We start from the raw sequence: 26,251 nt of genomic DNA, 5'->3' as shown, positions 1-26,251 counted from the left end.
AAGCTCAAACCCCGCGCGCGCTCACGGCCTTTCGCACATCTCCAAGCTCCCCGATCGGCACCGTGCGGGTCGAGGCCACCGGCCGCACCCCCGGGCCATCGGGTTTGGACACCATGACCACGCTGTCGATATAGGGCTGGATGGTGGTGGTGTTCTGCACGGTGGCGACGATCACCAGCTGGAACCCGAACTTGCGGAACGCCGACAGCGCCTGCTGCGCGAACTGTGGATCGGATTTCGAGAACGCCTCGTCGAGCATCAACTGCGCGAATACCGGCCGGTTGTCCCCGGTTTCGGGATTGGCGAGGTTGAAGCTCAGCGCACCGGCGAGACAGAACGCCATCAGCTTCTCTTGTTCCCCACCGGAGTTCGCACCCGCATTGCTGTAGGTACGGATCACCTCACCGGTGGTGGCGTCACTCTCCTCGCAGTACAGCACGAACCGGTTGCGCACATCCAATGCGTCGCGCGTCCACTGTCGGGCCTCGGGAGTCTCGGCCGCCAGCAGGTTCCGCAGCTGCAGGATGTCCTGGTACTGGTCGTGGATGGCCTTCTCGTCCCCCATGGACACCGCGACCGCGCGACCGGAGATGTGCCGGGCGCGTTCGTTGAGCTCACCCACCGCTTCGAGCGCCTTGGGCTCGGCCCGCAGCGTCAGCCGCGTTCCCCTGTTGAACTCCACCGAGCCCAAACCACTGTTGACGCGGTCGATCTGGTCGGTGATGCGATGCGCCTCTTCCTCGGCAAGCTGGTGCAGCCGCAGCACCGCAGTGGGTGCCTGCTCGGTGATGAGCCGCAGCATCTGCTCATATGCGGCAGGCAGGTCGCGCTCGTCGATCCGGCGGCACAGCGCCACGTAGTCGTGGATCTTCTCGTCGAAGTTCTCGCCGTCGTTGGGAATCGAGTCTGGGAAATCCCGGTCGTAGGCATTGAGGATTCGGGTGAGCTCGTTGCGCGAGCGGGTCACGCTTTCCCGCAGCACGGACTGGTCCTTCTCGATCTGGCGCCACAGCTCCAGCCGGTAAGCATCGGGCTCGAGCACATCCAGGCTGGACGACAGCTGCGGGACATAGACCTCGATACCGGAACGGGTGTGCCCGCCCACCTCCCGTGGGCTGAGGTTGTCCATCAGGTCAAGCAGCCGAGTACGGCGTGAATCATGTTCGGATTCTTGCCTTCTCAACGCACCGATACGCTCGGAAAGCTTCTTGATCTCGTCGAGATAGGAGTCGGCCTGCTGCTGAAGACCTGTCAGGTCCGGGTTGGCCTCCAGCATCGCGTCGTACTGATCCTGCAACCGCCCGACGGCCGCATCGGCCGACTCGGTATCGATCTGGCTCCAGTACTCGTACTGGCCGTGCAGCTTTGACCACCGCACCACCTCGGAGCGAAGCTCCTCACGCTTGGTGTCCATCTCGCCGATGAACTTCTCCGCGTCCCCCACAGACTGCTGCGCCTCGACCACATCGTCGGAAAGCGCGGCCCGCTTGTCACCGGCATTGCCTTGGTAGATGTACTGAGAGGCACGCAGTTCACGCCGGTCGTCCTTGACCGCCCTGCGGTCACCGTCCTTGCGCAACCCCTGGTCGGTGACGGCCCGGCGGTGCTTACTGAACTCGTCGGGGCTGTCCACCAATGCGTAGTCGCCCACTGCGATAACGAGATTCATCGCGGCGCTTGAGCATTCGTGGTTGGGGTTAGTAAGGCGCAGGCAATCCGCGAGGGTGCCTGGCTCGGCTCGACGCGGCGCACCGGAAGGGATCACCCGTTCCATCTGCAGGTAACCCCGCATCGGGTTCTCGTTGACGTACCGCAGCACCTGCCGGTGGTGCTGGTCGGGAACCAGCAGGCATAGGCCGGTAGATCGGAGCACCTTCTCCACGGACCGGCGCCAGCGCTCCTGCCCGGGACGCAGGTCCATCAGCTCGCAAACGTAGGGCAGGTCCTTGAGGGTGAGGCCCAGCGCCGCAACGATTTCCCCGCGCATGCGGTCCTCGTCCGGCGGCACCGGAGTACCGACATGCTCGACCCGCTTGAACTCGGAAGATGCGGACCTGAGTTGGTCTCGCGCGGCGGACAGCGCACCGGCCGCCATGACATAGGCGTCGTGCCCGGCTTCCAGCTCGGCATTGATCCGGGTGACCGACCGCAGGCTTTCCACCCGCATGGCCTCGAACTCCTCGGCGGACTCAATATCGTCCGCGTGCCCAAGGTCCCACAGCGCGCTCTCATACGCGGTGCGCCGTCGCGACACCTCTTCGGCACGGGCGCGGGCGTGGGCCAGCTCGCTCTTCAGCGGTGCCAGGTTGCTATCGGCGGCAGCGATGCGCCCCAGCAGTTTGTCGCGCTCACCGGTGAGAATGTCCTGGCGCGTCTGGATTTCGTCGCACTCCCCGCCCAGGCGGGTGATCTCGGTGTCCAGCAGATCAATCTCCGGGACCGCCAGCGCCAGGCGCTGCTGGTCCACGTAGTCGCGCACGGTGTGATGATCGACGACATCGACAGTCGCAAGCTGAGCCGCGTCGCCGGCGTAAGTCTGCTGGATCTGTTCGATATCGCCCAGTGTCTGCCGCTGACGCTGCGCCACCGCCAGCGCGCCGCGGGCGTCGACCAATGGCGTGATCTGGCCCAAGGCTTCGGAGATCGCGGCCATCGACTCAGGTTCGTCGAGCATGTACTCGCGCACGAACTGCTCAAGACCACCGACGCTCTTGAGCGATTTCGCCTTACCCAGCAGCTGCTGGGCCGCCGAGGACCCCTGAATCCCGACGGTGGCATAAAGCTGTTCCAGATACCAGCGCTCGCTCTTGTGGCCGCGCCAGCCGGCGCTCTCAAAGACCGAGCCCGAGTACCCCTTGCTGGCCCACCCGTTGCACAGGTCGCGAATATCGGTATCGGCGTCGATGAGGTAGTAGCGGCTCGAAGAATCCGAATCAGAGCCCGGAGCAAGCCATTTGAGCACAAGGCCGGTGATGACGCGGCCGTCGGTGCCGGCGTAGGTGACCGCGATGGCCGACCACGCCGCACCCTTGCCGCGCAGAAACATCTGCTTGGGCCGCTCCCCGGGGTTCTTCAACTCACCCCACAGGCCGCGTATGTACTTGTCGACGGTGCGTTTGCCCATATTGGAGCCAGCGGCGGTGGTGTCGCTGGACGCGTTGAAATTGCGGCGGTTCGAGGACAGGAACGCCAGCGAGATCGCGTCCAGCAGAGATGATTTGCCGCTACCGGAGGAGCCGGTGATCAGTGTGCCGCGGCGGCTGAACTCGATGCTGTGGTAGCCGTCGAAGACACCCCAGTTGATCACCTGCAGTCGGGACAGCCAGAACTGCTGGGTGGCAGAATCATTCAGGCCGTCATTCGTCGTCATCGGTATCGCCATCTTCTTCGTCGGTGGAGTCTTCCGGCGCGGGGCCGCCGCGCTGGAGCTGCTCGTACTGGCGTTGCAACGCCTCGATCATCTGCGCGGACATCAGCGCGTTGATGACCGGACTGATGCTGTAGCTGTGCTCGTCGTCGCGAGTGCGCTGCAGGATTTCGGCCTTGGACAAACGTTTGATGGCCTCGTCGACTCGGTCGCGCAGCATCGCCTCGTCGCGGTCGATATCGTGACTGACGTTGGCGAAGAGCTCGTGGATATCGTCACGGCTGACCAGGACATGTTCGTCGTGGGCGGTCCGTGCGATTTTGGCCAGGTGCAGCGCGACGATCGATGCGTAGGTGCCCAGGGGTTCGCGGCGCAGTACCCGGGCGCCGTACGGGCTGGGGTTCTCCAAGAGCGCCGGTTCTGCGTACGCAACCTCAAGGTCATCGAATACCCGCAGTCGTAGGTCCAATTCGGAGAGCCGTGCGGCGAGCACCTTCCGGTGCTCGATCATCGTCGCCCACAGTTCGGGCTGACCGTCCTTGCTCAGGTAACGCCGGGCAACCAGGTTCTGCAGTGCCCAGCACGCCTTGTCGGGCAGCTCGCTGGTATCGCCATCGAACCGTGGTCCCTTGACGGTTCTCGGCGCGGAGGCATCGGGTTCGACGCCGGGGAGGTCGTCAAAATTGATATTTCCCAAGGGCTTACCAGTGGACACGGCGCTCATAACTCACTCCCAGTCACCAGCACGGGTTCACGGAACATCAGCTGAGGTACCTCCATCACCCGGTCCTGTCCGTCGAGGGACCGGAACTTCACCTTTGCGGATTCACGGTCGGGGGCGGATCCCGCTTCCGGGTCCTGTTTGAGCGCCAGCGACCACAGCACGATGACATCGCCCAGATAGGGCGCATCGACGTGAGAGATCATGTCGGGCAGCGACACCGGCCCCTTGGCGACGGCGCTGTTCACCGTATCCGCCAACGAGGCCATATCCACCTGGGTGACCAACGCCGAAAATCCGCTCAAATCGAGCAGCCCCGACTGCGCGTCCTGAGCGAGCACCGGCGGCGCGGTGTCCTTGATGGTGAACGACAAGGCGCCGATGGACGCCGCTGCAGAACGGCCAATCGGCAGTTCGGCGTCGATTGGCGAATCCGCCGTGGACACTTTAAGCAGGGCGTGCCCGGAGGCCAGCGCGTCGTTGAGCTGTCGTGCGCGGCCACGTGCCTGCTCTGTGGTGCCCGCCGCGAAGAATCTCCGGATGCGCTGTGCGCAGCGCTGTTCGATGCGGGAGACCTCGGCGATCTGCTGCGAGACCAGCTTGAAAAAGTTCTTCATAACATCGCGCAGCCCTGGGTCGAGCGCGGGTAATCCCTCAGCGACACAAGCGATATCGGTGCGCAGCGCAGCACGCTGATCAGGGTCCTGAATGGTGCGCGTGAAGGCCGCGTAGGAGGCGCGTTCACGCGAGTCGAAGAGGGTGTCATAGTCGGCGAACATCCGTCGCGCACGGTCCCGGAACCCGGAATCGGAATCCTCGGCGGCATCGATGAGACCTGCGGTGATCTCATTCTGCATGCTGCCGTAGCGGACGATATCGGTGATCACCTGTTCCATCTGGTAGGCAATGGCGCGGGTCTCATCTTCGAGGTCCACGATGTCCGGTTCAGGGCGGTATCCGTCGTCGACGGCGTGCAGCTGGGTCTGCAGCTCGGCGATCTGGGCTTCGATATCGGCGCGCATGCGGGCAGGGTCGCCGTCCAGCTGCGTGGCGACCCGTTTGAGGCCCGCGGCGATACCGGCGATGGACCCGCCGGTGGCCACGGTGTCTGCTCGACGCAGGCGACGGACGAAGGCCAGCGCGCTGCGGGCATCCTCGGTCAGCGAGCAGACATTTTCGGCGTCCGGACCGGTGCCGTCCGACACCCGGTGCAGCCAGCCGTCGCTGGCCCAGCTCTTGATCAGGGCGAGACCGGACTGTTCGCCCAGGCCCACGGCGTTCAGATCTCTGTCCAGCTTGGCCACCAGCGCAGGTTCGGAAACCTTCGCACTGCGGTCCAGGTGGCGTTCCATCAACGTGATGTACGGCGCCAGATTCTTAGCGGCCAACAGCCGGACCGCACGGGATTTCTGCACGTCATCGTTGTGCGCGAACAGCTCTTCGACGGTTAGGTCATTCATCGCACACCTCCATCACGTTGCTAACGGTTTGTTCCCCAGCCAGCGCAGCTGCCTTAGCCACTGGCCCGGAAAACCTACCGGGCCGAGAGGGGCGTGGCGAATGGGCTCGCTGACGTGGGACAAATGAGGCAAATGAGTTAGCTGGGGTCTCAGCGGATGCCCAGGGCGTCGTCCAGGTACTGGAGGCGGCAGGCCCTTCGTGCCAGCTTTCCACTGGTGGTGCGCGGGATGGCTCCTGCGGGCAGCAGTCGCACGTCGGAGGGTTCTAGCCCGTACTCGGCGTCGACTGCGGCCCGGATAGCGTCCACGGCTTCCTGCGGGTCGGCCTTGGCGGTACGCGAGGCGCGCTCGGCGACGATGACCAGACCTTCGTCGACGGTGAACGCGGTGACGTATCCGCGGCGCACGATCGGCGAGGCGTCGGCGACAGTGGCCTCGATGTCTTGCGGGTAGTGATTCTGGCCGTCGACGGTGATGTGGTCGGCGAAGCGGCCGGTGATGTACAACTCGCCGTCCAGGTAGAAGCCCATATCGCCGGTGCGCAGCCAATCGCCGTCGGCATTGGCCTTAGCTGCATGACTTTTCGGGGCTGTCCCGCCTAGCCGGGCGCGGAACGCTCTCTCGGTATCTTCGGGACGCCTCCAATATCCGCGCCCAACGTTGTTGCCCTGCAACCAGATTTCCCCGATATGACCGTCCGGAAGTTCGGTCTCGGTGATGGGGTCCACGACGACGCCGTGGAGGCTGCGGGCCAGTTGGCCACAGGACACATGGGTGGACGCGTTGGGTGCATCGGCGGTCGTTGGCACCGCACGGCCTTCGGCGAGCTGCCCGCGGTCGAGGTGCACGACGGAGGGCTCGGCATCTGGGGCGATATTGGAGATGAACAGAACCGCCTCGGCGATACCGTACGAGGGCTTGAAGGCGGTCGGTGGTAATCCAAAGGGCGCAAAGGCTTTTTCGAATGTACGGATGGCGTCGATACTCACCGGCTCGGAACCGATGATCATGACCACGCTGCCGAGGTCGATATCTGCGCCCGCCTCGGGCACACCGCGCTGTGCGGTGTATTCGTACGCGAAATTCGGAGCGGCGGTGATCACGCGGCCCTCCTTACAGCCATCGGAGAGCGCCTTGATCCAGCGTTGCGGGCGGCGAATGAATGCCGTCGGCGACATGAGGGTGGAGTTGCCGCCGTAGACGGTCGGGAAGCCGATCATCGACAGGCCCATATCGTGGTACAGCGGCAACCAGCTACAGCCGTGGGTGTTTCGGTCCAGCAGGTCGATGGACAGGATCATCTGTGTCAGGTTGACGCCAACGGCGCGATGGGTGATCTCCACGCCGACCGGCGGGCGGGTGGCACCCGATGTGTACTGCAGGTGTGACACGTCATCATCGACGAGGTGGACGTATTCGAAGGTCTCTCCCGCTTCGTCGGGTATCTCGTCGATGACCACGATCTGCGGCGTTTCAATATCTTTCAGGCCGCCGAGGAACTGTTGCACGGCATCCCGGACGGTAGATGTGGTGAGGATGGTTGTCGGCGTGCAGTCCCTTAGCGCCGTGTCGAGGCGTTCGGCGTGGCCGGGCAGCTCTGGCGCGAAGAGCGGCACTGCGATGCCGCCGGCCTTGATCGCAGCGAAGAAGCCCACGATGTAGTCGAGGCCCTGTGGGGCCAGGATGGCGACGCGTTCTCCGCGTTCGATGGTCTTCTGCACCTCCGCGGCGACGGCCCGCAGACGGATCCCGAGCTCCGACCAGGTGAGCTCGATGGCCTGCCCGTCTTCCGAACCGGTGAAATCGAGGTAGCGATACGCGACGGTGTCCCCGACGTTTCTGATGTTCCGGTCGATGAGGGCGATCAGCGTGGTACCGGGCGGTAGACCGATGTTTCCATCGGCGTCGAGGCAATCCTCGATACGAAGCAAACCGTCAGGGACAGACATGTTTTCAGTCTAGGGCGGTTAGCGATGACACTTCGGTGGCCAACAAGACCAAGTGGTGCGGGCGGAGGGAGTCGAACCCACACGTTCTTTCGAACACGGGCACCTAAAGCCCGCGCGGCTGCCATTTCGCCACGCCCGCAGGGCTCCGATCATACCTCGCGGCTGTCAGTGGCCCCGGTTACGTTCGAATTGTCAGCTGCCATCCCACTACTCCAAGCACTGGCCATGCCTGTTCCCTTAGCATGGCCCAGGCCGCAAGCATTCACCGAAGATCGCCCTCGAACGCTGGCAGCAACATCTCGTGGATCAAGCCACCGAGGATTTCATTCGCGGCCTGATCCACAGCGACGGATGCCGAGTCGTCGCGAACGATCGTGGTGTCGCCAGCGTCCGATACCACTTCACCGCCGCCCTCGACCACCTCGGTATCCCCTGGACGCGATCGACCAAGTACGTCGTCTCCATCTACCGCAAGGTGGCCACCGCACGTCTCGACGAGTTCATCGGACCGAAGCGCTGACCAGGGGCATTGGCATCTCCATCGACCTCACGCGGTACCGTCAGAGGGTGTCCACTACACGGCGTCGGAGGCCCGCACTCATCGTGCTGGTCGCCGTCAGCGCGGTCGCCTTCCTCGGCCTGGCGTGGTGGCAGTTCCAGCGCTTCGAATCGGTGTCAGGAGACGGCCAGAACCTCGGTTACGCACTGCAATGGCCGCTCTTCGCAGTGTTTGTGATCTACGCGTACCGCCGCTTCGTCCAGTACGAGGACGAGGGCCCGCCCCCGCCGCCGGCCGACCTGGTCACCGAAATTCCGGAGGGCTTGCTCCCCGATCGGCCCGCCGCAGCGAAACCGGACCCCACCGACCGCACGCTCACCGAGTACAACGCCTACCTCGCCGCCCTGACCGAACAAGATAGGAATCCCGCCTCGTGACCGAGCAAGAAGCCACGTCCGACACGCCCACCGTCACCACGCCGGTCGAAAAGATCCGTAGCGCACTGTGGCGCTACCGCATCCTGGCGTGGACCACCGGTGTCTGGCTGATCGCTCTCTGCTGGGAGATGTGGCTCAAATACATTGAGCACGTGCCGCATCCGCCGAGCTGGATAGGGATCGTGCACGGGTGGATCTACTTCGTGTACCTGATCTTCACCACCGACCTGGCGATCAAGGTCCGCTGGCCGTGGCCCCGCACTGCCGGCACCCTCCTGGCGGGCACCATCCCGCTACTCGGCTTCATCGTCGAGCACTACCGCACTCAGCAGGTCAAGCAGCAGTTCGGTCTATAGGCCTGTAGCCGCAAAAAGATCCCTGATGTCAGGAATACTGACATCAGGGTGCGGGTTTGATAGCGGTATGACCACCACACATGTAGTTGTCGCCACCGCTTATGGTGCACCCGATGTCCTCGAACTCCGCGAGGTGCCGATCGACGGCCCCGCCGAAGGCCAGGTGCTTGTCGACGTCAAGGCCGCGGGAGTCAATCCCATCGACTGGAAGCTGTACTCCGGGGCCTTCGGCACCGACCCGTCCGCGCTTCCGATGCGCCTCGGCCTCGAGGTGTCCGGAACGGTCGCCGCCGTCGGACCGGGTGTCGACGGGCTCCAGCCCGGCGATGAGGTCATCGCCGCCGGGCAGATCGGCGGCTACGCCGCTCAGATCATCGCCTCGGCGGACGAGGTGTTCAGAAAGCCGGCGAATTTGTCGTTCGCCGAAGCTGCCGGGTTCCTCCTCACCGGGCAGACCGCGGTCCACCTGTTGGAAGCCACCAATGTCACCGAAGGCGACACCGTGCTCATTCACGGCGCCGCCGGGGGCGTCGGCCTGCTCGCCATCCAGCTCGCCAAGGCCCGCGGCGCCAAGGTGATCGCCACCGCAAGTCCCGCCCGACACGAGCAGCTGCGCAGCTACGGCGCGATCCCCGTCGAATACGGTCCTGGCCTCCTCGAGCGAGTCACCGCCATCGGGCCGGTGGACGTCGCCCTCGATCTCGTCGGCACCGACGAGGCCGCAGATGTCTCCCTGGCCCTGGTGTCGGACAAGGACCGAATCGCCACCATCGCAGGATTCGCCCGCGCGGCAACCGATGGCTTCAAGGCGCTCGGCGGCGTCGGCCCCGACGCCGGCACCGAGATCCGCCTCGCCGCCCGCCCTGAACTGATCCGTCTGGCCGGCAACGGTGAGCTCGATGTCACCATCGATCGCACCTTCCCGTTGGCCGAAGCCCGGCAGGCACACGAGTACGTACAGACCGGCCACGCCCGCGGAAAGATCCTGCTGGTTCCGTAATACCCGCGAGCAGACGCTTAGTGCACACAGATCCCAGGTGGCACGTGCACTAAGCGTCTGCTCGCCGGAAAGATGGCGGAAAGAAGTCAGGGTGCAGTGCGACCCAGCGCGACGAAGTTGCGCAGCATCGGCAATAGCGCCGCGAGCGCTCGCCCGCGATGCGATACCGCATCCTTTTCCTCGGGCGTCATCTCCGCCGCCGTCCGAATACCACCGCGCGGAACGAAGATGGGGTCGTATCCGAAGCCGTTCTCCCCCGCGGGTTGCCGCGCGACCGAACCCTTCCAGCGCCCTTCGACGACGACCTCTTCGCCCTCCGGCGTCACCAGCGCACACGCCGATACGAACGCCGCACCGCGACGATCGTCGGGTACCTCGGAAAGCTGTGCAAGTAGCAGCGCGGTGTTGGCGGCATCATCACCATGACGGCCGGACCACCGTGCCGAAAGCACACCGGGCATCCAGTTCAATGCGTCTACGGCAATCCCGGAATCATCCGCGACACAGGCCAATCCGGTATGGCGCACCCCCTCACGCGCCTTGATCAGCGCATTGTCCTCGAAGCTGGCCCCGGTCTCGGGTACTTCCTCGTAGGCAGGTACATCGGCTAGCGACACCAGCTCGACACCGGAAACTCCGGCAGCTGTGAGCACTCGTTCAAGCTCGCGAAGCTTCTTCGAGTTACGGCTTGCGACAAGTATTTTCATGGCCCCCCGCCTACTTCGAACCGAATGCCTTCTTCTGTGGTGCGTCCGGCAGAACCCCCGGGTACGGCAACGCCAGCGCTTCCTTTTGTAACACGAACAGCTGGTCGGCAGCACCCACCGCCGCGTCGAGCAGCTTGTCCAACGTCGAACGCGGGAAGGTGGCGCCCTCACCGGTGCCCTGCACCTCCACCAGCGTGCCGGTGTCGGTGGCCACCACATTCATGTCTACCTCGGCGCGCGAATCCTCTTCGTACGGAAGGTCGACACGCACCCGACCGTCCACCACGCCGACGCTCACGGCGGCGATCGCGCACGACAGCGGCTCGTCATCGGCCAGCTTGCCGTGTGCGGCCAAGTACGTCACCGCATCGGCCAGTGCCACGTAAGCGCCGGTGATCGCCGCGGTGCGGGTACCGCCGTCGGCCTGCAACACATCGCAGTCGATGGCAATGGTGTTCTCCCCCAACGCCGATAAGTCGATACACGCCCGAAGCGAGCGTCCGATCAGGCGGCTGATCTCCTGTGTGCGGCCACCCACGCGTCCCTTGACCGATTCACGATCGCTGCGGGTATGAGTCGAGGCCGGCAGCATCGCGTATTCGGCTGTCAGCCAACCAAGTCCGGAACCTTTCCGCCAACGCGGCACACCCTCGGTCGCGCTGGCGGTGCACATCACCCGCGTCCCGCCGAACTCGATGAGCACCGAACCCGCCGGATGTGCGGTGAATCCCCGCGTGATGGTCACCGGGCGCAGTTCGTCGTCTTGTCTGCCGTCTTCTCTTCTGGACACGCCTTCGACCTTATCTTCTCCGTCGCCGCGTCGAGTGTGAGCGGCGATGTGGGTGATTGCGCCGAGGGTGAGCGCTGCTGCTCACGCGCGACGGGAAAGGCGAGAGTGCCCTCCAGAACTACAGGTCGATGGTCTCGCCGGCGACCACGGCCCGGACCGGTCCGTCGAACACCGACTTGGCCTCCGCGATGACATCCTCACGCGAAGTCCACGGCGGGATGTGGGTCAGGAGCAGTTCCTTCACACCCGCCCGGGCGGCGATCTGGCCGGCCTCGGTACCCGACAGGTGCAGGTCCGGTGGACGGTGTCCCGGCATATGCGTCCACGACGCCTCGCACAGGAACACGTCCGCATCGCGTGCCAATTCGACCGCGGCATCGCATATGCCCGTATCCCCGCTGTACGCCAGCACCGCACCCGAGGCATCCTGCACGCGCAGCCCGTACGACTCGGGCGGGTGCGCCACTCTGGTGGGGGTCACAGTGAGCGATCCGAACTCGACGGGCTCGCCCTCGATCCAGTGGAAGATGTCGAAGATATCGGTGAAATCGTCCACCTCACCCCCGATCTCGGCGGAAGCAGCTCCCACCCGAACGAGCGTGTCGGCAGGCCCGTACATGATGGCCTTGCCCTTGGGTGGATTCGGGTGATAGCGACGCCACACGAACAGACCGGGCAGATCTAGGCAGTGGTCGGCATGCAGGTGTGAAAGCAGAACGCTGACGGATCCGGGATCGGCGAAGCGTTGCAGAGAGCCCAAGACACCACCACCGAAGTCGATGACCAACGGTGGCGCATCCGGTGCCGTCAGGAGGTAACCAGACGCCGGGGAATCCGGTCCGGTGACGCTGCCTGAACAGCCGAGCACGGTGACTCGCACAGCCCTAGCTTGCCACGCCGGGCAAGCGTCTCGGCAGAGGGTTAGAGAGGTGTTGCAATTTCGGTGTAACCCGGAACACCGCTAGCTCGAGTTTGCACTGCCGTCACAGCCGGGCCGAGGAATCGGGTCGCTAGGGCGCGGAATGCATCCGGGTCGCCGGTTGCCTCGAAAACGCGGTTCGGACGCGAGGCACTCGGGTTATCCGGATGCGGCCGCAGTAGATCCCTCTCCGACAGAACCCGCAGCAGGTCCTTGGCGGTTTCCTCGGCGCTGGACACCAACGTGACGTCCTCGCCCATAGCGAGCTGGATCAGCCCGGACAGCAACGGATAGTGGGTGCAGCCCAGCACCACGGTGTCCACCTGCGCCCGCTGCAGCGGCTCCAGATACCCCTCGGCAAGCTGCAGTACCTGTCGGCCGCTGGTGATGCCGCGTTCGACGAAATCGACGAAACGTGGACACGCCACCGCCGTAATTTCCGTGTCGCGCGCGGCCGCGAAGGCATCCTGGTACGCACCCGATGCGATGGTCGCCTCGGTGCCGATGACGCCGATCTTGTTGTTGTGCGTGGTGTGCACGGCCCGCCGCACGGCAGGCAGCACCACCTCGATCACCGGCACCGGGGCATAGCGTTCACGGGCGTCGCGCAGGCATGCCGCCGATGCCGTATTACACGCGATAACCAGGGCTTTCACCCCGCGATCGACGAGGTCGTCGCCGATGGCCAGCGCATGCTTGCGAATCTCCGGAATGGTCAGCGGACCGTACGGCCCATTGCCGGTATCTCCGACGTAGACGATGTCCTCATCGGGCAGCTGATCGATGACGGCCCGCGCAACGGTCAGTCCCCCGACCCCCGAATCGAAGATCCCAATCGGGGCGCTCGGAAGTGTCACGTCGTCAACCTCGGTGGCGAACCCTCCCGCGCCTTACGTTCCCTACCGGACAGCCAGTAGGCCGCAAGCACGCCGGCGATGGCCCCACTCAGATGGCCCTGCCAGGACACCCCGAACTGTCCGGGCAGCACACCCCACAACACCCCGCCGTAAATGATGATCACGACGACGCCGATGAGGATCTGCCCGACGCTGCGGTTGAAGAACCCTCTGACGATCACATAGGTGAGCCAGCCGAAGATCAGTCCCGACGCCCCGATGTGGTTGGTCTCGTAGGGCGAGCCGAGATTGCCGATGAACCATGTCCCCACACCGCCGAGCACCCAGATGATGGCGGTAGCCAGCAGAAAGCGTCCGAGCCCGGCCGCGGCGGCCAGGAAACCCAGCACGAGCGCGGGCACCGTGTTGGCAACCAGGTGCCCCCAGTTGGCGTGCAGCAGCGGCGCGAAGAGGATGCCGTCGAGTCCGTCGACCTCCAGGGGCCGGATGCCGTTCTCGTCGAGGCGGTGTCCGGTGACCGAATCGATGCCCTCAACGACGTACAGCAGCGCGACGAAGGCGGCCACCAGAATTCCTCCGGTGACCCATTGCGGACGTCCGGACCGCTGATCGGGGTTGGCAGGGCGGTATCCGTCGGGGCCGCCGCCATATCCCGTCATGCCCACAACTGCCCTTCCAACGCGTCCTCTGCGTCATCCACGGTACCGGCGTAGGCGCCGGTCGACAGGTACTTCCAGCCCGCATCGGCCACCACGAACGCGATATCGGCGCGCTCCCCGGCCTTGACGGCCTTAGCGGCCATGCCGAGTGCCGCGTGCAGGATCGCGCCGGTCGAAATGCCCGCGAAGATGCCTTCGACCTGGACCAGCTCCCGGGTGCGACGCACCGCGTCGAACGATCCGACCGAGAAGCGGGTGGTCAGTACCTCGGGGTCGTACAGCTCGGGGATGAAGCCCTCGTCGATATTGCGCAGTGCATAGACACCCTCGCCGTAGCGCGGTTCGGCGGCGACGATCAGCACACCCGGCACCTTCTCGCGCAGGAACCGTCCCGTGCCCATCAAGGTGCCGGTGGTCCCGAGCCCGGCGACGAAATGAGTGATCTCCGGCAGGTCGGCCAAAATCTCCGGGCCGGTGCCGTAATAGTGCGCATCGGCGTTGGCAGGGTTGCCGTACTGGTACAGCATCACCCACGAAGGGTTTTGTGCGGCAATCTCTTTGGCTGTAGCGACAGCGGTATTGGAGCCACCTTCGGCCGCAGAGAAGATGATCCGGGCACCGTAGAGCTCGAGCAGCTGGCGCCGCTCGATGGAGGTGTTCTCCGGCATCACGCAGATCATCTTGTAGCCCTTGAGCTGCGCGGCCATCGCCATCGAGATACCGGTGTTGCCGCTGGTGGGTTCCAGGATCGTCGCCCCGGGTTCCAACAGCCCGTCCCGTTCAGCCTGTTCAATCATGCGCAACGCCGGCCGGTCCTTGATGGATCCGGTCGGATTGCGGTCCTCCAGCTTGGCCCAGAGACGCACGTGGGGGGCATCGTCACCGTCCGAATCCCACCGAGGGGACAGGTTCTGCAGCCCGACCAGCGGGGTGTTCCCCAGTGACTGCAGCAGCGAGTCATAGCGGGTCATGCGCCGCTAGCCACCTGCCACGGCAGGCAGGATGGTGACCGAATCGCCGTCGGCGATCTCGGTGTCCAGCCCACCCGAGAACCGCACATCTTCGTCGTTGACGTAGATGTTGACGAAGCGGTGCAGCTTGCCGCCGTCGACGAGTCGCTCGGAGATCCCGGAGTAGTTGGACTCCAGATCCGCGATCACCGCCTGCAGGGTAGAACCCGTTGCGGGGACCCGCTTCTCGCCACCGGTATGGGTGCGCAGGATGGTGGGAATCGATACTTGAATCGACACGGCGGACATCTCCTTAATTCTCGTACTGCTCTTTAGTACTGCTCGACAACGGAAATGTCCTCTTCGGTGACCACCCCGTCGGCGATCCGATAGCTGCGCAGCTCGTGCTGCTCAGGATCGCGGGTGGACACCAGGACGTAGTGGGCATCGGGCTCGGCGGCCAGGTTGATATCGGTGCGGCTGGGGTAGGCCTCGGTCGCGGTATGCGAGTGATAGATCACCACGGGCACCTCGTCGGCATCATCCATTTCCCGCCAAACCCGAAGCTGCTCACCGGAATCAAAGCGATAAAAAGTCGGGGACCGCTCCGCATTGAGCATCGCCACGTGCCGCTCGGGGCGATCGGAGCCCTCCGGGCCCGCCAGCACGCCGCATGCCTCATCGGGGTGGTCGGCACGGGCGTGCGTCACCATGGCGTCGACCAGGTCGGCACGGATTACCAGCACTAGCACCCCTTCCGGACTATCAAGAAAACGCTCCAGGCAACACGTCACGATATGCGGGTATTCCGGCGACGCTCGCGGCGCCCACCACCGCACGCACCACGGCCCGCTCGACACACTCGGCGGCGGCGATCCCCACCGCGACGGTCAGCGCATCGGGATCACCGTCGCCCGTGCCTGTCGCGAGTACGTACAGCGTGTCCCCGTCCATCGGGGTGTGCGCCGGTCTGATGGCCCGAGCCAACCCGTCGTGGGCTGCGATGGCCACGCGACGGCACTGCGCCTTGCTCAGCGGGGCGTTGGTGGCCACCACACCGATGGTGGTGTTCAACGACACCGATTTGTCGGGCAGGCCCCCCAGCTTCTCGACCTCGCCGACCGGGGGCACGCTCAGCTCGGGTGCGGACTCAGGGCTCCAGGGCAGACCGGTCGCCGGATTGATCACCAGTCCAACGGGATTAGCGACGACGACGGCGCCGACGATGATTCCATTGCCGAGATCCGCGCTAGACGATCCAACGCCCCCTTTGAGGGTGCCCGCCCGTGCTCCGGCACCGGCGCCCACTGCACCCCATTCCGGCGTATCGCTAGCGAGTTCAGTTGCACGGTAACCGAATTCGGCATCGGGCCGGTTCTTCCAAGCGCCCACCGGCAGATCGAAGATGACGGCCCCCGGCACGATGGGCACGGTGCCACCCAATAGTGCGACTCCCCTGCCCCGTTCCTCCAGCCAGCGCATCACACCGTCGGCAGCCGCCAATCCGTAGGCACTTCCCCCGGTGAGCATGACGGCATCGACGGTCGAGACCGTGTTCGCCGGGTCGAGCAGATCGGATTCGCGCGTTCCCGGAGCTCCCCCTCGCACGTCGACGGCGCCCGTGGTCCCGGGTGGTGCCAATACGACGGTGGTGCCGGTGGCCCATCCCGATCCCAGGGTGGCATCGGGATCCACCCGCTGGTGATGCCCGACCAGAATTCCCGGAACGTCGGTGATCGCCCCAGAGAACAGGCTCATACCGCTGATTTCCCCATCAACGCGAGTACCAGCAGCTCCTGCATGACGGTGAGCCAGTGATAGATGTCCATATGCCCGGCCATCGGATCGTCTGTGGGCAGTTCTCGCGGCCCGTCGCTGTCGATCCCCAGCATCGCGCCGAGCGCCAACCGCACGTCATTCAGCGCGGTCAACCACGCCTGCGCATCCTCTTCGGACAGCTCAAACCGCCCACCATCGACCGGAAGTGTCCGCAACAGCTGTTGCCCGGCCTCGCGTTTGGCGTCGATGATCTCCGGCTCGTACAGGCTGCGCAGCGCGCTGTTGAGTCCGCTGACCACCTCGATGCTGCTGGTGCCGTCCTGGTCAGGTCGGTGAAAGTCCGGAAGCAGCCGCCCCAGTGTGACATCGGTGGGGGCCGCGGTGTTGCCCGTGCGAATACCCGTCAGTTGCTCCAATTCGTCACTGGGAGCTGATGATTCGCGCTCATCCAACATCGCCAACATGGATGTGACCATGGACTGCAAGAGCGCCGCCTCGTGCGGCTCAATTTCCGAACGCAGCCGAATTTCATCGGAGGCGTTGATGCGCTTCCACTTTCGCACAGGTCTGCGCTACCTCGCCGCTATCTCTTGGTGCACGATCATCGGTCCTGCTGCAGCGTGGCCCACAGGCCCGCGGAATGCAGCTTGCTGACGTCGATCTCCATCGACTCGCGAGCGCCGCATGACACCACCGCCTTGCCCTCGTGATGTACCTGCAGCATCAGATTGGTCGCCTCGGTCTCGCTGTAGCCGAACAGCTGCTGGAACACGTAGGCGACATAGTTCATCAGGTTTACCGGGTCGTCCCAGACGATGGTGACCCACGGCGACTGGGTCGCGTCGACATGCTCGACGGACCGCTCCGCTGTAGTCCCTGGCAAGGCTCGCGCCGGCGCACCCATAGGCCCAGAATACCGGGACCGCTGAGTCTGTCAGCATGGAGTTCGGAGTTTCGACGGCGCCTGGGGGCCGGTCACGGACCCGGATATCCCGCTAACGTTGCGCCCATGGGGCATATGTCTACGTCATTGCTCACCGACAAGTACGAGCTCACGATGCTCGCCGCGGCCCTGAGCGATGGCACCGCGGGACGCCGAGCCACCTTCGAAGTGTTCGCCAGAAGGCTCCCGGACGGACGCCGGTACGGCGTGGTCGCGGGCACAGGTCGGTTACTCGACGCACTCGGCGAGTTCCGATTCGGACCCGAAGAGCTGAGGTCGCTGTCCGATTTTCTGGACAACGACGCACTCGAGTACCTCACCGCGTATCGATTCGGTGGCGATATCGACGGCTACCCTGAGGGCGAGCTCTACTTCCCCGGGTCCCCGGTGCTGACCGTGCGCGGAACCTTCGCCGAATGCGTCATTCTCGAAACCCTGACATTGTCGATCCTGAACCACGACAGCGCCGTCGCCTCGGCCGCCGCCCGGATGGTGTCCGCGGCTTCGGACCGCCCGCTCATCGAGATGGGGTCGCGGCGCACCCATGAGCTCGCCGCGGTGGCCTGTGCCCGCGCCGCCTATCTCGCAGGATTCGAGTCGACCTCCAATCTGGAGGCGCAGCGCCGATACGGGGTGCCTGCCCGGGGCACTGCCGCACACGCCTTCACTCTGCTGCACGCCCAGGAAGGTATGAGCCCCAGCGAGGCCGAACGCGAAGCATTCCGCGCCCAGGTAGAGGCGCTCGGTATCGGCACCACCCTGCTAGTGGACACCTACGACATCACCACCGGTGTCGAGAACGCCATCGCCGTCGCAGGCCCCGAGCTCGGGGCCGTGCGTATCGATTCGGGCGATCTGGGCATGCTGGCCCGTCAGGTGCGTGCACAGCTCGACGGGTTGGGCGCACACCGAACCCGCATCGTCGTCTCCGGCGACCTCGACGAGTACTCCATCGCGGCGCTGCGCGCCGAGCCCGTCGACATCTACGGGGTAGGCACCTCGGTGGTAACCGGCTCGGGAATGCCGACGGCCGGCATGGTCTACAAGCTTGTCGAAATCGACGGCATCCCGGTGGCTAAGCGCAGCAGCCATAAGGAATCCCACGGAGGTCGCAAGTGCGCCCTGCGCACCGCCAAACCAACCGGCACCATCACCGAAGAGGTGGTGTACCGCGCGGCCACGAGCGGGCCGGTGATAAACGAGCCACACCGGACGCTCACCGTTCCACTGGTGCGCGGCGGCACGTCGGTCTCGGCCGACACACTCGAAGCCGCCAGGGGGCGCGTACGAGCCGGACTGCTGAGCCTGCCCTGGGAGGGACTCGGCCTTTCCCACGGGGATCCTGCGATCACCACCCGACTGATGGGATAATTCCTGCCGGAGGTCACATGGCGGCCAGAAGGCAATGGGCGGGAACCACTCCCGATGAGCGTCGGGCGACGCGTCGACGCGCACTGCTCGACGCGGGTATCGCCGCGCTCGGCGCCGTCGACGGCCCAGCTCTGACCATCCGTACCGTGTGCCGATCTTCCGGTGTGTCGGAACGTAATTTCTACGAGGAGTTCGGTGACCGCGACGACTTTGTGCGCGCGGTGTACCAGGACGTTCTCGAATCCGTGATGCGTGTCGTCACCGAATTCACCGTGGATGGTGACGATCCAGAGACCCGTGCGGTGGAGACCTTCATCGGAGCGACAGTCGACAACCCGACGTACGGACGCATCATGATGCTGGCTCCCTTCACCGAGCCGATACTCGGCAGTATCGGGTTTGCGGGTTCGATGGCCTTCGCCTCGCTCGCCGAGAAGGCACTGGTCGATATCGACGATCCGGGACGACGCCGGTTCCTGTCGGTATCGCTCGTCGGTGCCGCGTCGGGCGCCATCATCGACTATCTACGCGGTGATCTGGCCATCACTCGCGATGAGCTCATCGACTACATATCCCGCATGGGCCGCCACGTGTCGACAATCTTCGACTGAGCACCAACAGAGGTACGGTCGGTCCATGGGCAGGGCACTTATCGTGGTCGACGTGCAGAACGACTTCTGCGAAGGCGGCTCCTTGGCGGTGCCCGGCGGTGCGGCACTGGCCCGGACGCTCAACGGCCTCACCAACTCCGGCAGCTATGACGCGGTGGTCGCCACTCGCGACTTTCACGTCGACCCCGGCAACCACTTCTCGAAGGAACCGGACTTTGTGACGAGCTGGCCCCCGCACTGTCGGGTCGGCACGCCCGGCGCCGACTTTCATCCCGATCTGAATCTCGCCATCGTCGAGGAGGTGTTCTCCAAAGGAGCGTATGCCGCCGCATATTCCGGCTTCGAGGGCGTCTCCGCGGATGGCACCGCACTGGCGCCGTGGCTACGCTCCCGAGATCTGGACAGCGTTGACGTAGTGGGTATCGCCACCGATTACTGCGTGGCCGCCACCGCCCGCGACGCGGCCGGTGCAGGGCTCAATACCCGCGTACTCACCGCGTATTCCGTTGGCATTGCCGAAGAATCGGTGGGTCGCGCCCTGGATGAGCTCCGGGGCGCCGGCGTCGAGGTGATCACCTGAGCGGCTCATCCAAACTCAATGGTCTTCGCGCGAGCGGCTCATCCAACCCGGCGTCTGGTCTCCTTGCCACTGCTGTCGCCGCGCTCGGCGGCACCGAACGCGCCGGACAGTCCACCATGGCCACCGCCGTGGAACACTCCCTGCTCAGCGGTGAGCATTTAGTGGTCCAGGCCGGCACCGGCACCGGCAAGTCCCTGGCGTATCTGGTGCCTGCAATTGCCCACGCAATCGAGGAGTCATCCCCGGTCGTAGTCTCGACGGCTACCATCGCCCTGCAGCGCCAGCTCGTGGATCGCGATCTGCCCCGGCTTGCCGAAGCGTTGACACCTTCGCTGCCTCGTAAGCCCAGGTTCGCGATACTCAAGGGGCGAGGAAATTACCTGTGCCTCAACAAATTGCACAACGGTGGTGCATCCGACCAGGAGGCTCCCGACACTCTCTTCGAGCCCTTCGCCGCCAGCGCGCTGGGCCGCGATGTACAGCGGCTCAACACCTGGGCGGATGCCACCAAGACCGGAGATCGGGATGAACTCAAACCCGGTGTCCCCGAACGTTCCTGGTCGCAGGTCAGCGTGTCGGCACGCGAATGCCTGGGTGCCACTCGGTGCCCGTTCGGCACCGAGTGCTTCGCCGAGTTGGCCCGGCTCGAGGCCGGACAGTCCGATGTGGTGGTCACCAACCACGCACTGCTGGCCATCGACGCCATCGCCGATATGAACATCCTGCCCGAGCATGACGCGGTAATCGTCGACGAGGCACACGACCTCGTCGACCGAGTGACGAGCGTTGCCACCCAAGAGCTTTCCGCCGTCGGGCTCACCGTGACCATCCGGCGCATCGCCCGGCTGGTTGCTCCCGAGACGGCGAGCCGATTCGAGGCGAGCTCTGCGACATTCTCCTCGCTGATCCACGACAGCAGGCCGGGAACCATCGACCGCGCGGACGAGGAGACCGTCACGTACCTGACCGCGCTGCGCGATGCCGCGGCAGCGGCGCGGACCGACATACCGACGGGCCAATCCACGGACCCGGCGACCGCCGCAGCACGTACGGAAGCGGTTGCCGCACTGGATGATATCGTCGATACCGCCTCCCTGGTGCTGGCCTGCTGGGCCGAACCGGAGATCACGGTGCGACCCAACGTGGTGTGGCTCGATCATGAGGACAACCGAGGCTCGGTGCGGCCCGTGCTGCGGATCGCCCCATTGTCGGTAGCCGGGCTGCTGCGCACCAGGCTCTTCGGCCAGCGCACCGTCATCCTCACCTCCGCCACCCTGGCTCTCGGTGGGAAGTTCGACACGATGGCCGCCTCGTGGGGACTGCCCGCCCGAGAACCCAGCACAGAGACCGCTACCGAGGCCAAGGCCACCTGGCACGGCATCGATGTCGGGTCACCTTTTCAGCACGAGAAGTCCGCGATCCTCTACCTCGCACGACACCTTCCCGCCCCCGGCCGCGACGGCCTGGGTGCGGCGACACTCGATGAGATCGAGACCCTCGTGCAGGCGGCGGGCGGACGCACCCTGGGGCTGTTCTCCTCGATGCGCGCCGCCAAGGAAGCATCCGAGGAGATGCGCACCAGGCTCGACACCCCAGTGTTGTGCCAAGGCGACGACGCAACATCGGTTCTGGTCGAACAATTCAGCGCCGACCCCGAAGCCTCATTGTTCGGCACCCTCTCGCTGTGGCAGGGCGTCGACGTGCCCGGCCCCTCGCTATCACTCGTTCTCATCGACCGAATCCCGTTCCCTCGCCCCGACGATCCGCTGCGGGCGGCCCGGCAGCGCGCGATCAGTGCGCGCGGAGGCAATGGGTTCATGGCGGTGGCAGGCACCCAGGCGGCGCTACTGCTGGCTCAGGGCACCGGACGGCTGCTGCGCAGCGCGCAGGACAGAGGCGTTGTCGCGGTGCTCGATTCACGGATGGCAACGGCGGGTTACGGCGGATTTCTGCGTGCATCGCTGCCCCCGTTCTGGACGACGCACGATTTGTCGGTGGTCACCGCGGCGCTGCAACGCCTGATGACGGAGCATAAAGCGACATATGCTGGCAAGGGTTCCCGCACACAGGGATAGCCACGACAGAGAGACGGCCATGTCGATTCCGGTCAGGTGGTACTCCGCGCCGAAGGTAATCCTGGCCTGCGGTGCCGTCTTGGTCCTCGTGCTGTCGGCGTGTGCGAATGCCGTTGACGGCTCCCCGGTTTCGCAGCTCGGCAACGCTTACCAAATCGCCGGGCTTCCGGCCGTCGACGGTCCTTCCGGGCTGCGTCCACATCCCAAACCGGCCGACAGGGCCGTGCACGGCACCGACGGCGGCGAGATGGACCGGCTCGCGGTCAACGCGATCGCCGACATCGAGGACTTCTGGCAAGAGGCCTATCCCAAGACCTTCTGGGCCAAGTTCCATCCGGTCGAATCGTTGATCTCCTGGGATAGCATCGGCCCCGACGGGACGGAATTCTGTAACAACCCCACCGCCGGCTTCGACAATGCCGGGTACTGCATCAGCCAGAATGCCCTCGGCTGGGACCGCGGCGTGCTACTGCCAAGGCTGGAGCGCATGTTCGGGTCCATGGCGGTACCCATGACGCTGGCCCACGAGTACGGGCACGCCGTCGCACACCAATCAGAGATGGTTGACTCCGGGACGCCGACGCTGGTCGGTGAGCAGATGGCCGACTGCCTCGCCGGAACTTACCTGCGGTGGGTGGCGCAGGGCAGCTCACCGCGTTTCACGCTGAGCACCGGCAACGGTCTCAACCATGTCATCGCGGCGCTCATCGCCTTCCGGGACGACCCGATCGAGGCCGGCGATACCGTCGACGCGCACGGATCCGCATTCGAGCGGGTGTCGGCATTCCAGCGCGGATTCGTCGACGGTGCAGCGGAATGCACCCGGATCGACATGGCAGAGATCGCCAAGCGTCACGGCGGGCTCCCGGTCAACTTGCCGTCCGGCGAGTCCGGAGGCATGCCCGTCACCGTCGATACCTTGCGCACACTGATGACGGTGCTCAGGGCGATCTACGCACCTGAGGGAAACACAGCGGCGCCACGTCTCTCGGTGTCGGGGGCCGCATGTGATGAGCCCGGCCACCGCGCGGAGTCGCCTGCGGTGGTGTACTGCCCAGACTCCAACACCGTGGCTCTCGATCTACCGCGACTGGCCCAACTAGCCCGGCCCAGCCACGATCAGGGACAGATCACCGGCGATTTCACCGCATACTCGATGGTCATCTCGCGCTATGCGTTGGCCGTCGAGCATCAACACGGACTACCGCTCGACAACGGGCAGAGCGCATTACGCACCGCCTGCCTGACGGGAGTCGCGTCGGCGGCGATGGCCAAAACCACCACACCCACCCAGGAGCCGAACCCGATGGTGCTCGCTGCCGGCGACCTCGACGAGGCGGTATCCGGACTGCTGACCAACGGGGTGGCGGCCAGTGATGTCAACGGAACCACTATCCCGGCGGGCTTCTCCCGGATCGATGCCTTCCGCGACGGAGTGGCCGGGTCGACCGACCGCTGCCTCAAGCGCTACGGCTGATCGCGTTCAGAACCTAGTGCTCCAGGTCGCTGGCGGCCAGTACCGCCAGACCCAGCTCACCATCCCCGGCCAGCAGCGGATGGTGCGGAAGCACCCGCACCGTGTACCCCACGGACCCGGATACCGGCAACGTGGTGGTGGTGGAGAAGGTCTCGACCCCACCGCCACGGCTACCGGTATGTGTCATCGGAATGTTCACCGCTTCGGAGAGCTTGTCGTCCAGGTCAACTCGTCCAATCACCGCCTGAACGGCGACCTCCGACGGGGCCAGACCGGACAACTGAACCGACGCGGTGAGCGTCAGCTGCGATCCCAGCAGCGGGGTATCCGGCAGGCCCGAACTGTCGACCTCGGTGATGACCAGCGACGGCCACACCTGCTGTACCCGCTCCCGATAGCGCGCCAACTCCTTGGCCGGGGCGAACGAATCGCCGGAACCGACCGTGGCGCGCAACGACTTGGCCGCGGGAGCGTAGTAGCCAACGGTGTAATCGCGAACCATCCTGGATGCCAACACCTTTGGACCCAACTTTTCCAAGGTGTGGCGAACCATCTCGACCCACCGCTGCGGCGTGCCGTGCTCATCGCGTTCGTAGAACTTGGGCGCCACTTTCTGCGCCAATAGCTCGTAGAGTGCCGCGGCCTCCAGGTCATCGCGTCGGGCGTCATCGGTGACGCCATCGGCCGTCGGTATCTCCCAACCGTTTTCGCCGTCGTACCACTCGTCCCACCAACCATCGCGGATGGACAGGTTGAGCCCGCCATTGAGCGCGCTCTTCATCCCCGAGGTACCGCAAGCCTCCAGTGGGCGCAACGGATTGTTGAGCCACACATCGCAGCCAAAGTACAGGTAGCGCGCCATCGACATGTCGTAGTCGGGCAGGAACGTGATGCGGTGTCGCACATCGGCCTGATCGGCGAATCTGACGATCTGCTGGATGAGCCCCTTGCCTCCGTCATCGGCGGGATGCGACTTACCGGCGACGATGAGCTGAACCGGATGCTTCTCGTCGAGCAATAGCTCGCGCAGCCTGTCGGGGTCACGCAGCATAAGGGTGAGCCGCTTGTATGTCGGCACCCGGCGCGCGAACCCGATGGTCAGCACTGTCGGATCGAAAGCGCTGTCCACCCAGCCCAACTCGGCCTCGGCCGCACCGCGTTGCAGCCACGAAGCACGTATCCGCCGACGCACGTCCTCGATCAGCTGAGCACGAAGCTGCGACCGTATCCACCAGATGTGGCCGGGGTCCACCTCGTGGATGCGCTCCCATCCGCTGGCATCGTTGAACGCCTCGGCGCCGACAAGCTGCTGCCCCAGTTCCAGCCACTGCGGAGCCGCCCAGGTGGGCGCGTGCACACCGTTGGTGATCGATCCGATGGGGACCTCTGCGGCATCAAATGACGGCCATAGTCCGTTGAACATCGACCGACTCACCTGGCCGTGCAGCAGCGATACGCCGTTGGCACGCTGCGCCAGTCGCAGGCCCATGTGTGCCATGTTGAAGGTGGACGGATCGTCCTCGGCGCCCAGCGCGAGGATGCGGTCCACCGGCACACCGGGCAGCAAGGTGGAATCACCGGACTCACCGAAGTATCGGCGCACCAGATCGACGGGGAATCGGTCGATACCGGCGGGAACCGGTGTATGCGTGGTGAATACAGTGCTGGACCGCACGACCGTCAGTGCCGTCTCGACATCCAGCCCGTGCTGTCCGATGTACTCGCGGATGCGCTCCAGACCGAGGAAGCCCGCATGTCCCTCATTCGTGTGGAAAACCTCGGGGGCCGACGCACCGGTCGAGGCGACATAGGCGCGGATGGCGCGCACGCCGCCGATACCGGCCAGGATTTCCTGTTTGATGCGGTGATCTTGGTCGCCGCCGTAGAGCCGGTCGGTGACGTAGCGCAGTTCCCGATCGTTCTCGGCGATATCGGAATCCAAGAGCAGCAACGGAATCCGACCCACCTGGGCAATCCAAATGCGGGCCGAGAGCACCCGGTCCTGCGGCATCGGCACAGTGATGAGGATCGGGGTGCCGTCCTCGTGCGCCAGCAGCCGCAACGGTAAGCCTGCCGGGTCGACCAGCGGGTACTGCTCGGTCTGCCAGCCGTCGGCGGTCAGGGACTGCCGGAAGTACCCCGACCGGTAGTGCAGTCCCACCGCAATGAGCGGAAGCCCCAGATCGGACGCGGCCTTGAGATGGTCGCCGGCCAGGATGCCCAAACCGCCCGAGTAGTTGGGCAGCACCTCGGAGACGCCGAACTCCATCGAGAAGTAGCCGATCGCGGCGGGAAAGTCGGACGTGCCCGCCGCATCTTCTCGCCCGCGCTCCAGCTGACGCTGGTACCACATCGGCCGGTTCAGGTAATCGTGGAGATCTGCCGCGAGGGCGGCCACTCTGTCGACGAAGCCGTCATCAGCCGCCAGTTCGTCCAGCCGCTGCGCCGGGACCGATCCCATCAAGGCCACCGGGTCGTGATTGGTCTGTTCCCACAGCCGGTGGTCGATATCGGCGAAGAGGTCCCGGGTCGGCTGGTGCCATGACCAGCGCAAGTTGTTCGATAACTCGCCCAGCACCGCTAACCGCTCCGGTAGATGGGCGCGAACCGTGAATCGACGAAGGGCTTTCACCCTTCAGAACCTTACTGAGATTTTGGTCGTGCGCATGCCCTGCAGTCATTCCACACCGCCACGCCTTGTCGACGTCGGTTTCCACACCATGTTCGACACCACGCCGCAAGGC

The 26,251-nt window shown here is 65.0% G+C and carries 25 protein-coding genes and 1 tRNA gene; 9 read left to right on the top strand and 17 right to left on the bottom strand.

From position 1 onward, the window contains the following. Window positions 1–4 precede the first annotated feature (4 nt). The 5 genes from MLB1_RS20275 to MLB1_RS20255 all read right to left on the bottom strand — a co-directional run bounded on the left by MLB1_RS20275 (window position 5) and on the right by MLB1_RS20255 (window position 7,636). Window positions 5–3,370 (bottom strand): ATP-binding protein, encoded by a 3,366-nt coding sequence (locus MLB1_RS20275; protein ID WP_180751662.1) that lies wholly within the window; start codon window positions 3,368–3,370, stop codon window positions 5–7. Next, complete coding sequence (locus MLB1_RS20270; RefSeq protein ID WP_180751661.1) at window positions 3,357–4,091, bottom strand: DUF4194 domain-containing protein; 735 nt, start codon at window positions 4,089–4,091, stop codon at window positions 3,357–3,359. Before MLB1_RS20270 ends, MLB1_RS20275 begins: the two co-directional genes overlap by 14 nt. Beyond that, complete coding sequence (locus tag MLB1_RS20265) at window positions 4,088–5,548, bottom strand: DUF3375 domain-containing protein (RefSeq protein ID WP_180751660.1); 1,461 nt, start codon at window positions 5,546–5,548, stop codon at window positions 4,088–4,090. The genes MLB1_RS20270 and MLB1_RS20265 overlap by 4 nt, the downstream gene beginning before the upstream one ends. A 149-nt stretch (window positions 5,549–5,697) precedes the next feature. Beyond that, window positions 5,698–7,497 carry a fatty acyl-AMP ligase gene (locus MLB1_RS20260; RefSeq protein WP_180751659.1) on the bottom strand — a complete coding sequence of 600 codons (1,800 nt, stop codon included), beginning with the start codon at window positions 7,495–7,497 and terminating at the stop codon, window positions 5,698–5,700. 53 nt (window positions 7,498–7,550) lie between these two features. After that, window positions 7,551–7,636: transfer RNA gene (locus MLB1_RS20255), tRNA-Leu, on the bottom strand. Window positions 7,637–7,798: 162 nt separating this feature from the next. On the opposite strand from MLB1_RS20255, the gene MLB1_RS20250 reads away from it, so the two are divergent. The 4 genes from MLB1_RS20250 to MLB1_RS20235 all read left to right on the top strand — a co-directional run bounded on the left by MLB1_RS20250 (window position 7,799) and on the right by MLB1_RS20235 (window position 9,789). Then, a complete protein-coding gene (locus tag MLB1_RS20250; protein ID WP_255486061.1) occupies window positions 7,799–8,017 on the top strand; it encodes a hypothetical protein in 219 nt (72 codons plus the stop codon). A gap of 47 nt (window positions 8,018–8,064) precedes the next feature. After that, window positions 8,065–8,433 (top strand): hypothetical protein, encoded by a 369-nt coding sequence (locus MLB1_RS20245; RefSeq protein WP_180751658.1) that lies wholly within the window; start codon window positions 8,065–8,067, stop codon window positions 8,431–8,433. Next, entirely contained in the window at window positions 8,430–8,789 is a 360-nt protein-coding gene (locus MLB1_RS20240) for a DUF3817 domain-containing protein (RefSeq protein WP_180751657.1), read from the top strand. The genes MLB1_RS20245 and MLB1_RS20240 overlap by 4 nt, the downstream gene beginning before the upstream one ends. Before the next feature lie 67 nt (window positions 8,790–8,856). Beyond that, window positions 8,857–9,789: an NADP-dependent oxidoreductase gene (locus tag MLB1_RS20235; RefSeq protein ID WP_180751656.1), complete on the top strand. Its 933-nt coding sequence runs from the start codon at window positions 8,857–8,859 to the stop codon at window positions 9,787–9,789. Window positions 9,790–9,875: 86 nt separating this feature from the next. Here MLB1_RS20235 and rdgB read toward each other — a convergent pair whose 3' ends face one another. From rdgB to clpS, 11 genes are all read right to left on the bottom strand, one after another. After that, window positions 9,876–10,496: an RdgB/HAM1 family non-canonical purine NTP pyrophosphatase gene (gene rdgB / locus MLB1_RS20230; protein ID WP_180751655.1), complete on the bottom strand. Its 621-nt coding sequence runs from the start codon at window positions 10,494–10,496 to the stop codon at window positions 9,876–9,878. A 10-nt stretch (window positions 10,497–10,506) separates the two neighbouring features. Continuing rightward, on the bottom strand, window positions 10,507–11,286 hold the full coding sequence (gene rph / locus MLB1_RS20225) for a ribonuclease PH (RefSeq protein ID WP_180751654.1): 780 nt from the start codon (window positions 11,284–11,286) through the stop codon (window positions 10,507–10,509). A 118-nt stretch (window positions 11,287–11,404) separates the two neighbouring features. Next, entirely contained in the window at window positions 11,405–12,166 is a 762-nt protein-coding gene (locus tag MLB1_RS20220; protein WP_180751653.1) for a cyclic nucleotide-degrading phosphodiesterase, read from the bottom strand. Window positions 12,167–12,207: 41 nt separating this feature from the next. Then, window positions 12,208–13,062 carry a glutamate racemase gene (gene murI, locus MLB1_RS20215; protein WP_180751652.1) on the bottom strand — a complete coding sequence of 285 codons (855 nt, stop codon included), beginning with the start codon at window positions 13,060–13,062 and terminating at the stop codon, window positions 12,208–12,210. Further along, a complete protein-coding gene (locus MLB1_RS20210; RefSeq protein ID WP_180751651.1) occupies window positions 13,059–13,721 on the bottom strand; it encodes a rhomboid family intramembrane serine protease in 663 nt (220 codons plus the stop codon). Before MLB1_RS20210 ends, murI begins: the two co-directional genes overlap by 4 nt. Next, window positions 13,718–14,692, bottom strand: coding sequence for a cysteine synthase (locus MLB1_RS20205; protein WP_180751650.1), 975 nt, complete (start codon window positions 14,690–14,692; stop codon window positions 13,718–13,720). Before MLB1_RS20205 ends, MLB1_RS20210 begins: the two co-directional genes overlap by 4 nt. Window positions 14,693–14,698: 6 nt before the next feature. Further along, the gene (locus tag MLB1_RS20200; protein WP_180751649.1) at window positions 14,699–14,971 is read right to left on the bottom strand and encodes a MoaD/ThiS family protein; all 273 of its coding nucleotides are present in this window, start codon (window positions 14,969–14,971) and stop codon (window positions 14,699–14,701) included. 32 nt (window positions 14,972–15,003) lie between these two features. Beyond that, entirely contained in the window at window positions 15,004–15,417 is a 414-nt protein-coding gene (locus tag MLB1_RS20195) for a M67 family metallopeptidase (RefSeq protein ID WP_180751648.1), read from the bottom strand. A 19-nt stretch (window positions 15,418–15,436) separates the two neighbouring features. After that, window positions 15,437–16,429 (bottom strand): P1 family peptidase, encoded by a 993-nt coding sequence (locus tag MLB1_RS20190; protein ID WP_180751647.1) that lies wholly within the window; start codon window positions 16,427–16,429, stop codon window positions 15,437–15,439. Further along, window positions 16,426–17,013: a DUF2017 domain-containing protein gene (locus MLB1_RS20185; RefSeq protein ID WP_180751646.1), complete on the bottom strand. Its 588-nt coding sequence runs from the start codon at window positions 17,011–17,013 to the stop codon at window positions 16,426–16,428. The genes MLB1_RS20190 and MLB1_RS20185 overlap by 4 nt, the downstream gene beginning before the upstream one ends. Before the next feature lie 38 nt (window positions 17,014–17,051). Further along, the gene (gene clpS, locus MLB1_RS20180; RefSeq protein WP_180751645.1) at window positions 17,052–17,354 is read right to left on the bottom strand and encodes an ATP-dependent Clp protease adapter ClpS; all 303 of its coding nucleotides are present in this window, start codon (window positions 17,352–17,354) and stop codon (window positions 17,052–17,054) included. Between the two features lie 105 nt (window positions 17,355–17,459). Here clpS and MLB1_RS20175 point away from each other — a divergent pair, with 105 nt between their 5' ends. From MLB1_RS20175 to MLB1_RS20155, 5 genes are read left to right on the top strand one after another with little or no spacing between them, the layout of a single operon-like run. Further along, on the top strand, window positions 17,460–18,764 hold the full coding sequence (locus tag MLB1_RS20175; RefSeq protein ID WP_180751644.1) for a nicotinate phosphoribosyltransferase: 1,305 nt from the start codon (window positions 17,460–17,462) through the stop codon (window positions 18,762–18,764). Window positions 18,765–18,781: 17 nt separating this feature from the next. Next, on the top strand, window positions 18,782–19,375 hold the full coding sequence (locus MLB1_RS20170; RefSeq protein WP_180751643.1) for a TetR/AcrR family transcriptional regulator: 594 nt from the start codon (window positions 18,782–18,784) through the stop codon (window positions 19,373–19,375). 25 nt (window positions 19,376–19,400) lie between these two features. Next, window positions 19,401–19,955 carry an isochorismatase family protein gene (locus MLB1_RS20165; protein ID WP_180751642.1) on the top strand — a complete coding sequence of 185 codons (555 nt, stop codon included), beginning with the start codon at window positions 19,401–19,403 and terminating at the stop codon, window positions 19,953–19,955. Continuing rightward, entirely contained in the window at window positions 19,952–22,030 is a 2,079-nt protein-coding gene (locus tag MLB1_RS20160) for an ATP-dependent DNA helicase (protein WP_180751896.1), read from the top strand. The genes MLB1_RS20165 and MLB1_RS20160 overlap by 4 nt, the downstream gene beginning before the upstream one ends. Window positions 22,031–22,049: 19 nt before the next feature. Then, window positions 22,050–23,507: a peptidase gene (locus tag MLB1_RS20155; protein WP_180751641.1), complete on the top strand. Its 1,458-nt coding sequence runs from the start codon at window positions 22,050–22,052 to the stop codon at window positions 23,505–23,507. A 13-nt stretch (window positions 23,508–23,520) separates the two neighbouring features. Here the strand turns inward: MLB1_RS20155 and glgP are convergent, their stop codons facing one another. Beyond that, the gene (gene glgP, locus MLB1_RS20150) at window positions 23,521–26,139 is read right to left on the bottom strand and encodes an alpha-glucan family phosphorylase (protein ID WP_180751640.1); all 2,619 of its coding nucleotides are present in this window, start codon (window positions 26,137–26,139) and stop codon (window positions 23,521–23,523) included. Window positions 26,140–26,251: the final 112 nt, after the last annotated feature.

Origin of the sequence: Mycobacteroides sp. LB1, assembly GCF_013449725.1 — a bacterium.
Taxonomy (GTDB): domain Bacteria; phylum Actinomycetota; class Actinomycetes; order Mycobacteriales; family Mycobacteriaceae; genus Mycobacterium.
This window is presented reverse-complemented; position numbering and strand designations above follow the sequence as displayed.

What these genes read in the sequence shown, in the direction of transcription:
- MLB1_RS20270 (WP_180751661.1), bottom strand. Translation starts at nt 4,091, where the DNA reads ATGAGCGCCGTGTCCACTGGTAAGCCCTTGGGAAATATCAATTTTGAC.
- MLB1_RS20175 (WP_180751644.1), top strand. Translation starts at nt 17,460, where the DNA reads ATGGGGCATATGTCTACGTCATTGCTCACCGACAAGTACGAGCTCACG.
- clpS (WP_180751645.1), bottom strand. Translation starts at nt 17,354, where the DNA reads ATGGGTGCGCCGGCGCGAGCCTTGCCAGGGACTACAGCGGAGCGGTCC.
- MLB1_RS20205 (WP_180751650.1), bottom strand. Translation starts at nt 14,692, where the DNA reads ATGACCCGCTATGACTCGCTGCTGCAGTCACTGGGGAACACCCCGCTG.
- MLB1_RS20265 (WP_180751660.1), bottom strand. Translation starts at nt 5,548, where the DNA reads ATGAATGACCTAACCGTCGAAGAGCTGTTCGCGCACAACGATGACGTG.
- MLB1_RS20155 (WP_180751641.1), top strand. Translation starts at nt 22,050, where the DNA reads ATGTCGATTCCGGTCAGGTGGTACTCCGCGCCGAAGGTAATCCTGGCC.
- rdgB (WP_180751655.1), bottom strand. Translation starts at nt 10,496, where the DNA reads ATGAAAATACTTGTCGCAAGCCGTAACTCGAAGAAGCTTCGCGAGCTT.
- MLB1_RS20235 (WP_180751656.1), top strand. Translation starts at nt 8,857, where the DNA reads ATGACCACCACACATGTAGTTGTCGCCACCGCTTATGGTGCACCCGAT.
- MLB1_RS20275 (WP_180751662.1), bottom strand. Translation starts at nt 3,370, where the DNA reads ATGACGACGAATGACGGCCTGAATGATTCTGCCACCCAGCAGTTCTGG.
- MLB1_RS20170 (WP_180751643.1), top strand. Translation starts at nt 18,782, where the DNA reads ATGGCGGCCAGAAGGCAATGGGCGGGAACCACTCCCGATGAGCGTCGG.
- MLB1_RS20260 (WP_180751659.1), bottom strand. Translation starts at nt 7,497, where the DNA reads ATGTCTGTCCCTGACGGTTTGCTTCGTATCGAGGATTGCCTCGACGCC.
- MLB1_RS20165 (WP_180751642.1), top strand. Translation starts at nt 19,401, where the DNA reads ATGGGCAGGGCACTTATCGTGGTCGACGTGCAGAACGACTTCTGCGAA.
- MLB1_RS20190 (WP_180751647.1), bottom strand. Translation starts at nt 16,429, where the DNA reads ATGAGCCTGTTCTCTGGGGCGATCACCGACGTTCCGGGAATTCTGGTC.
- MLB1_RS20210 (WP_180751651.1), bottom strand. Translation starts at nt 13,721, where the DNA reads ATGACGGGATATGGCGGCGGCCCCGACGGATACCGCCCTGCCAACCCC.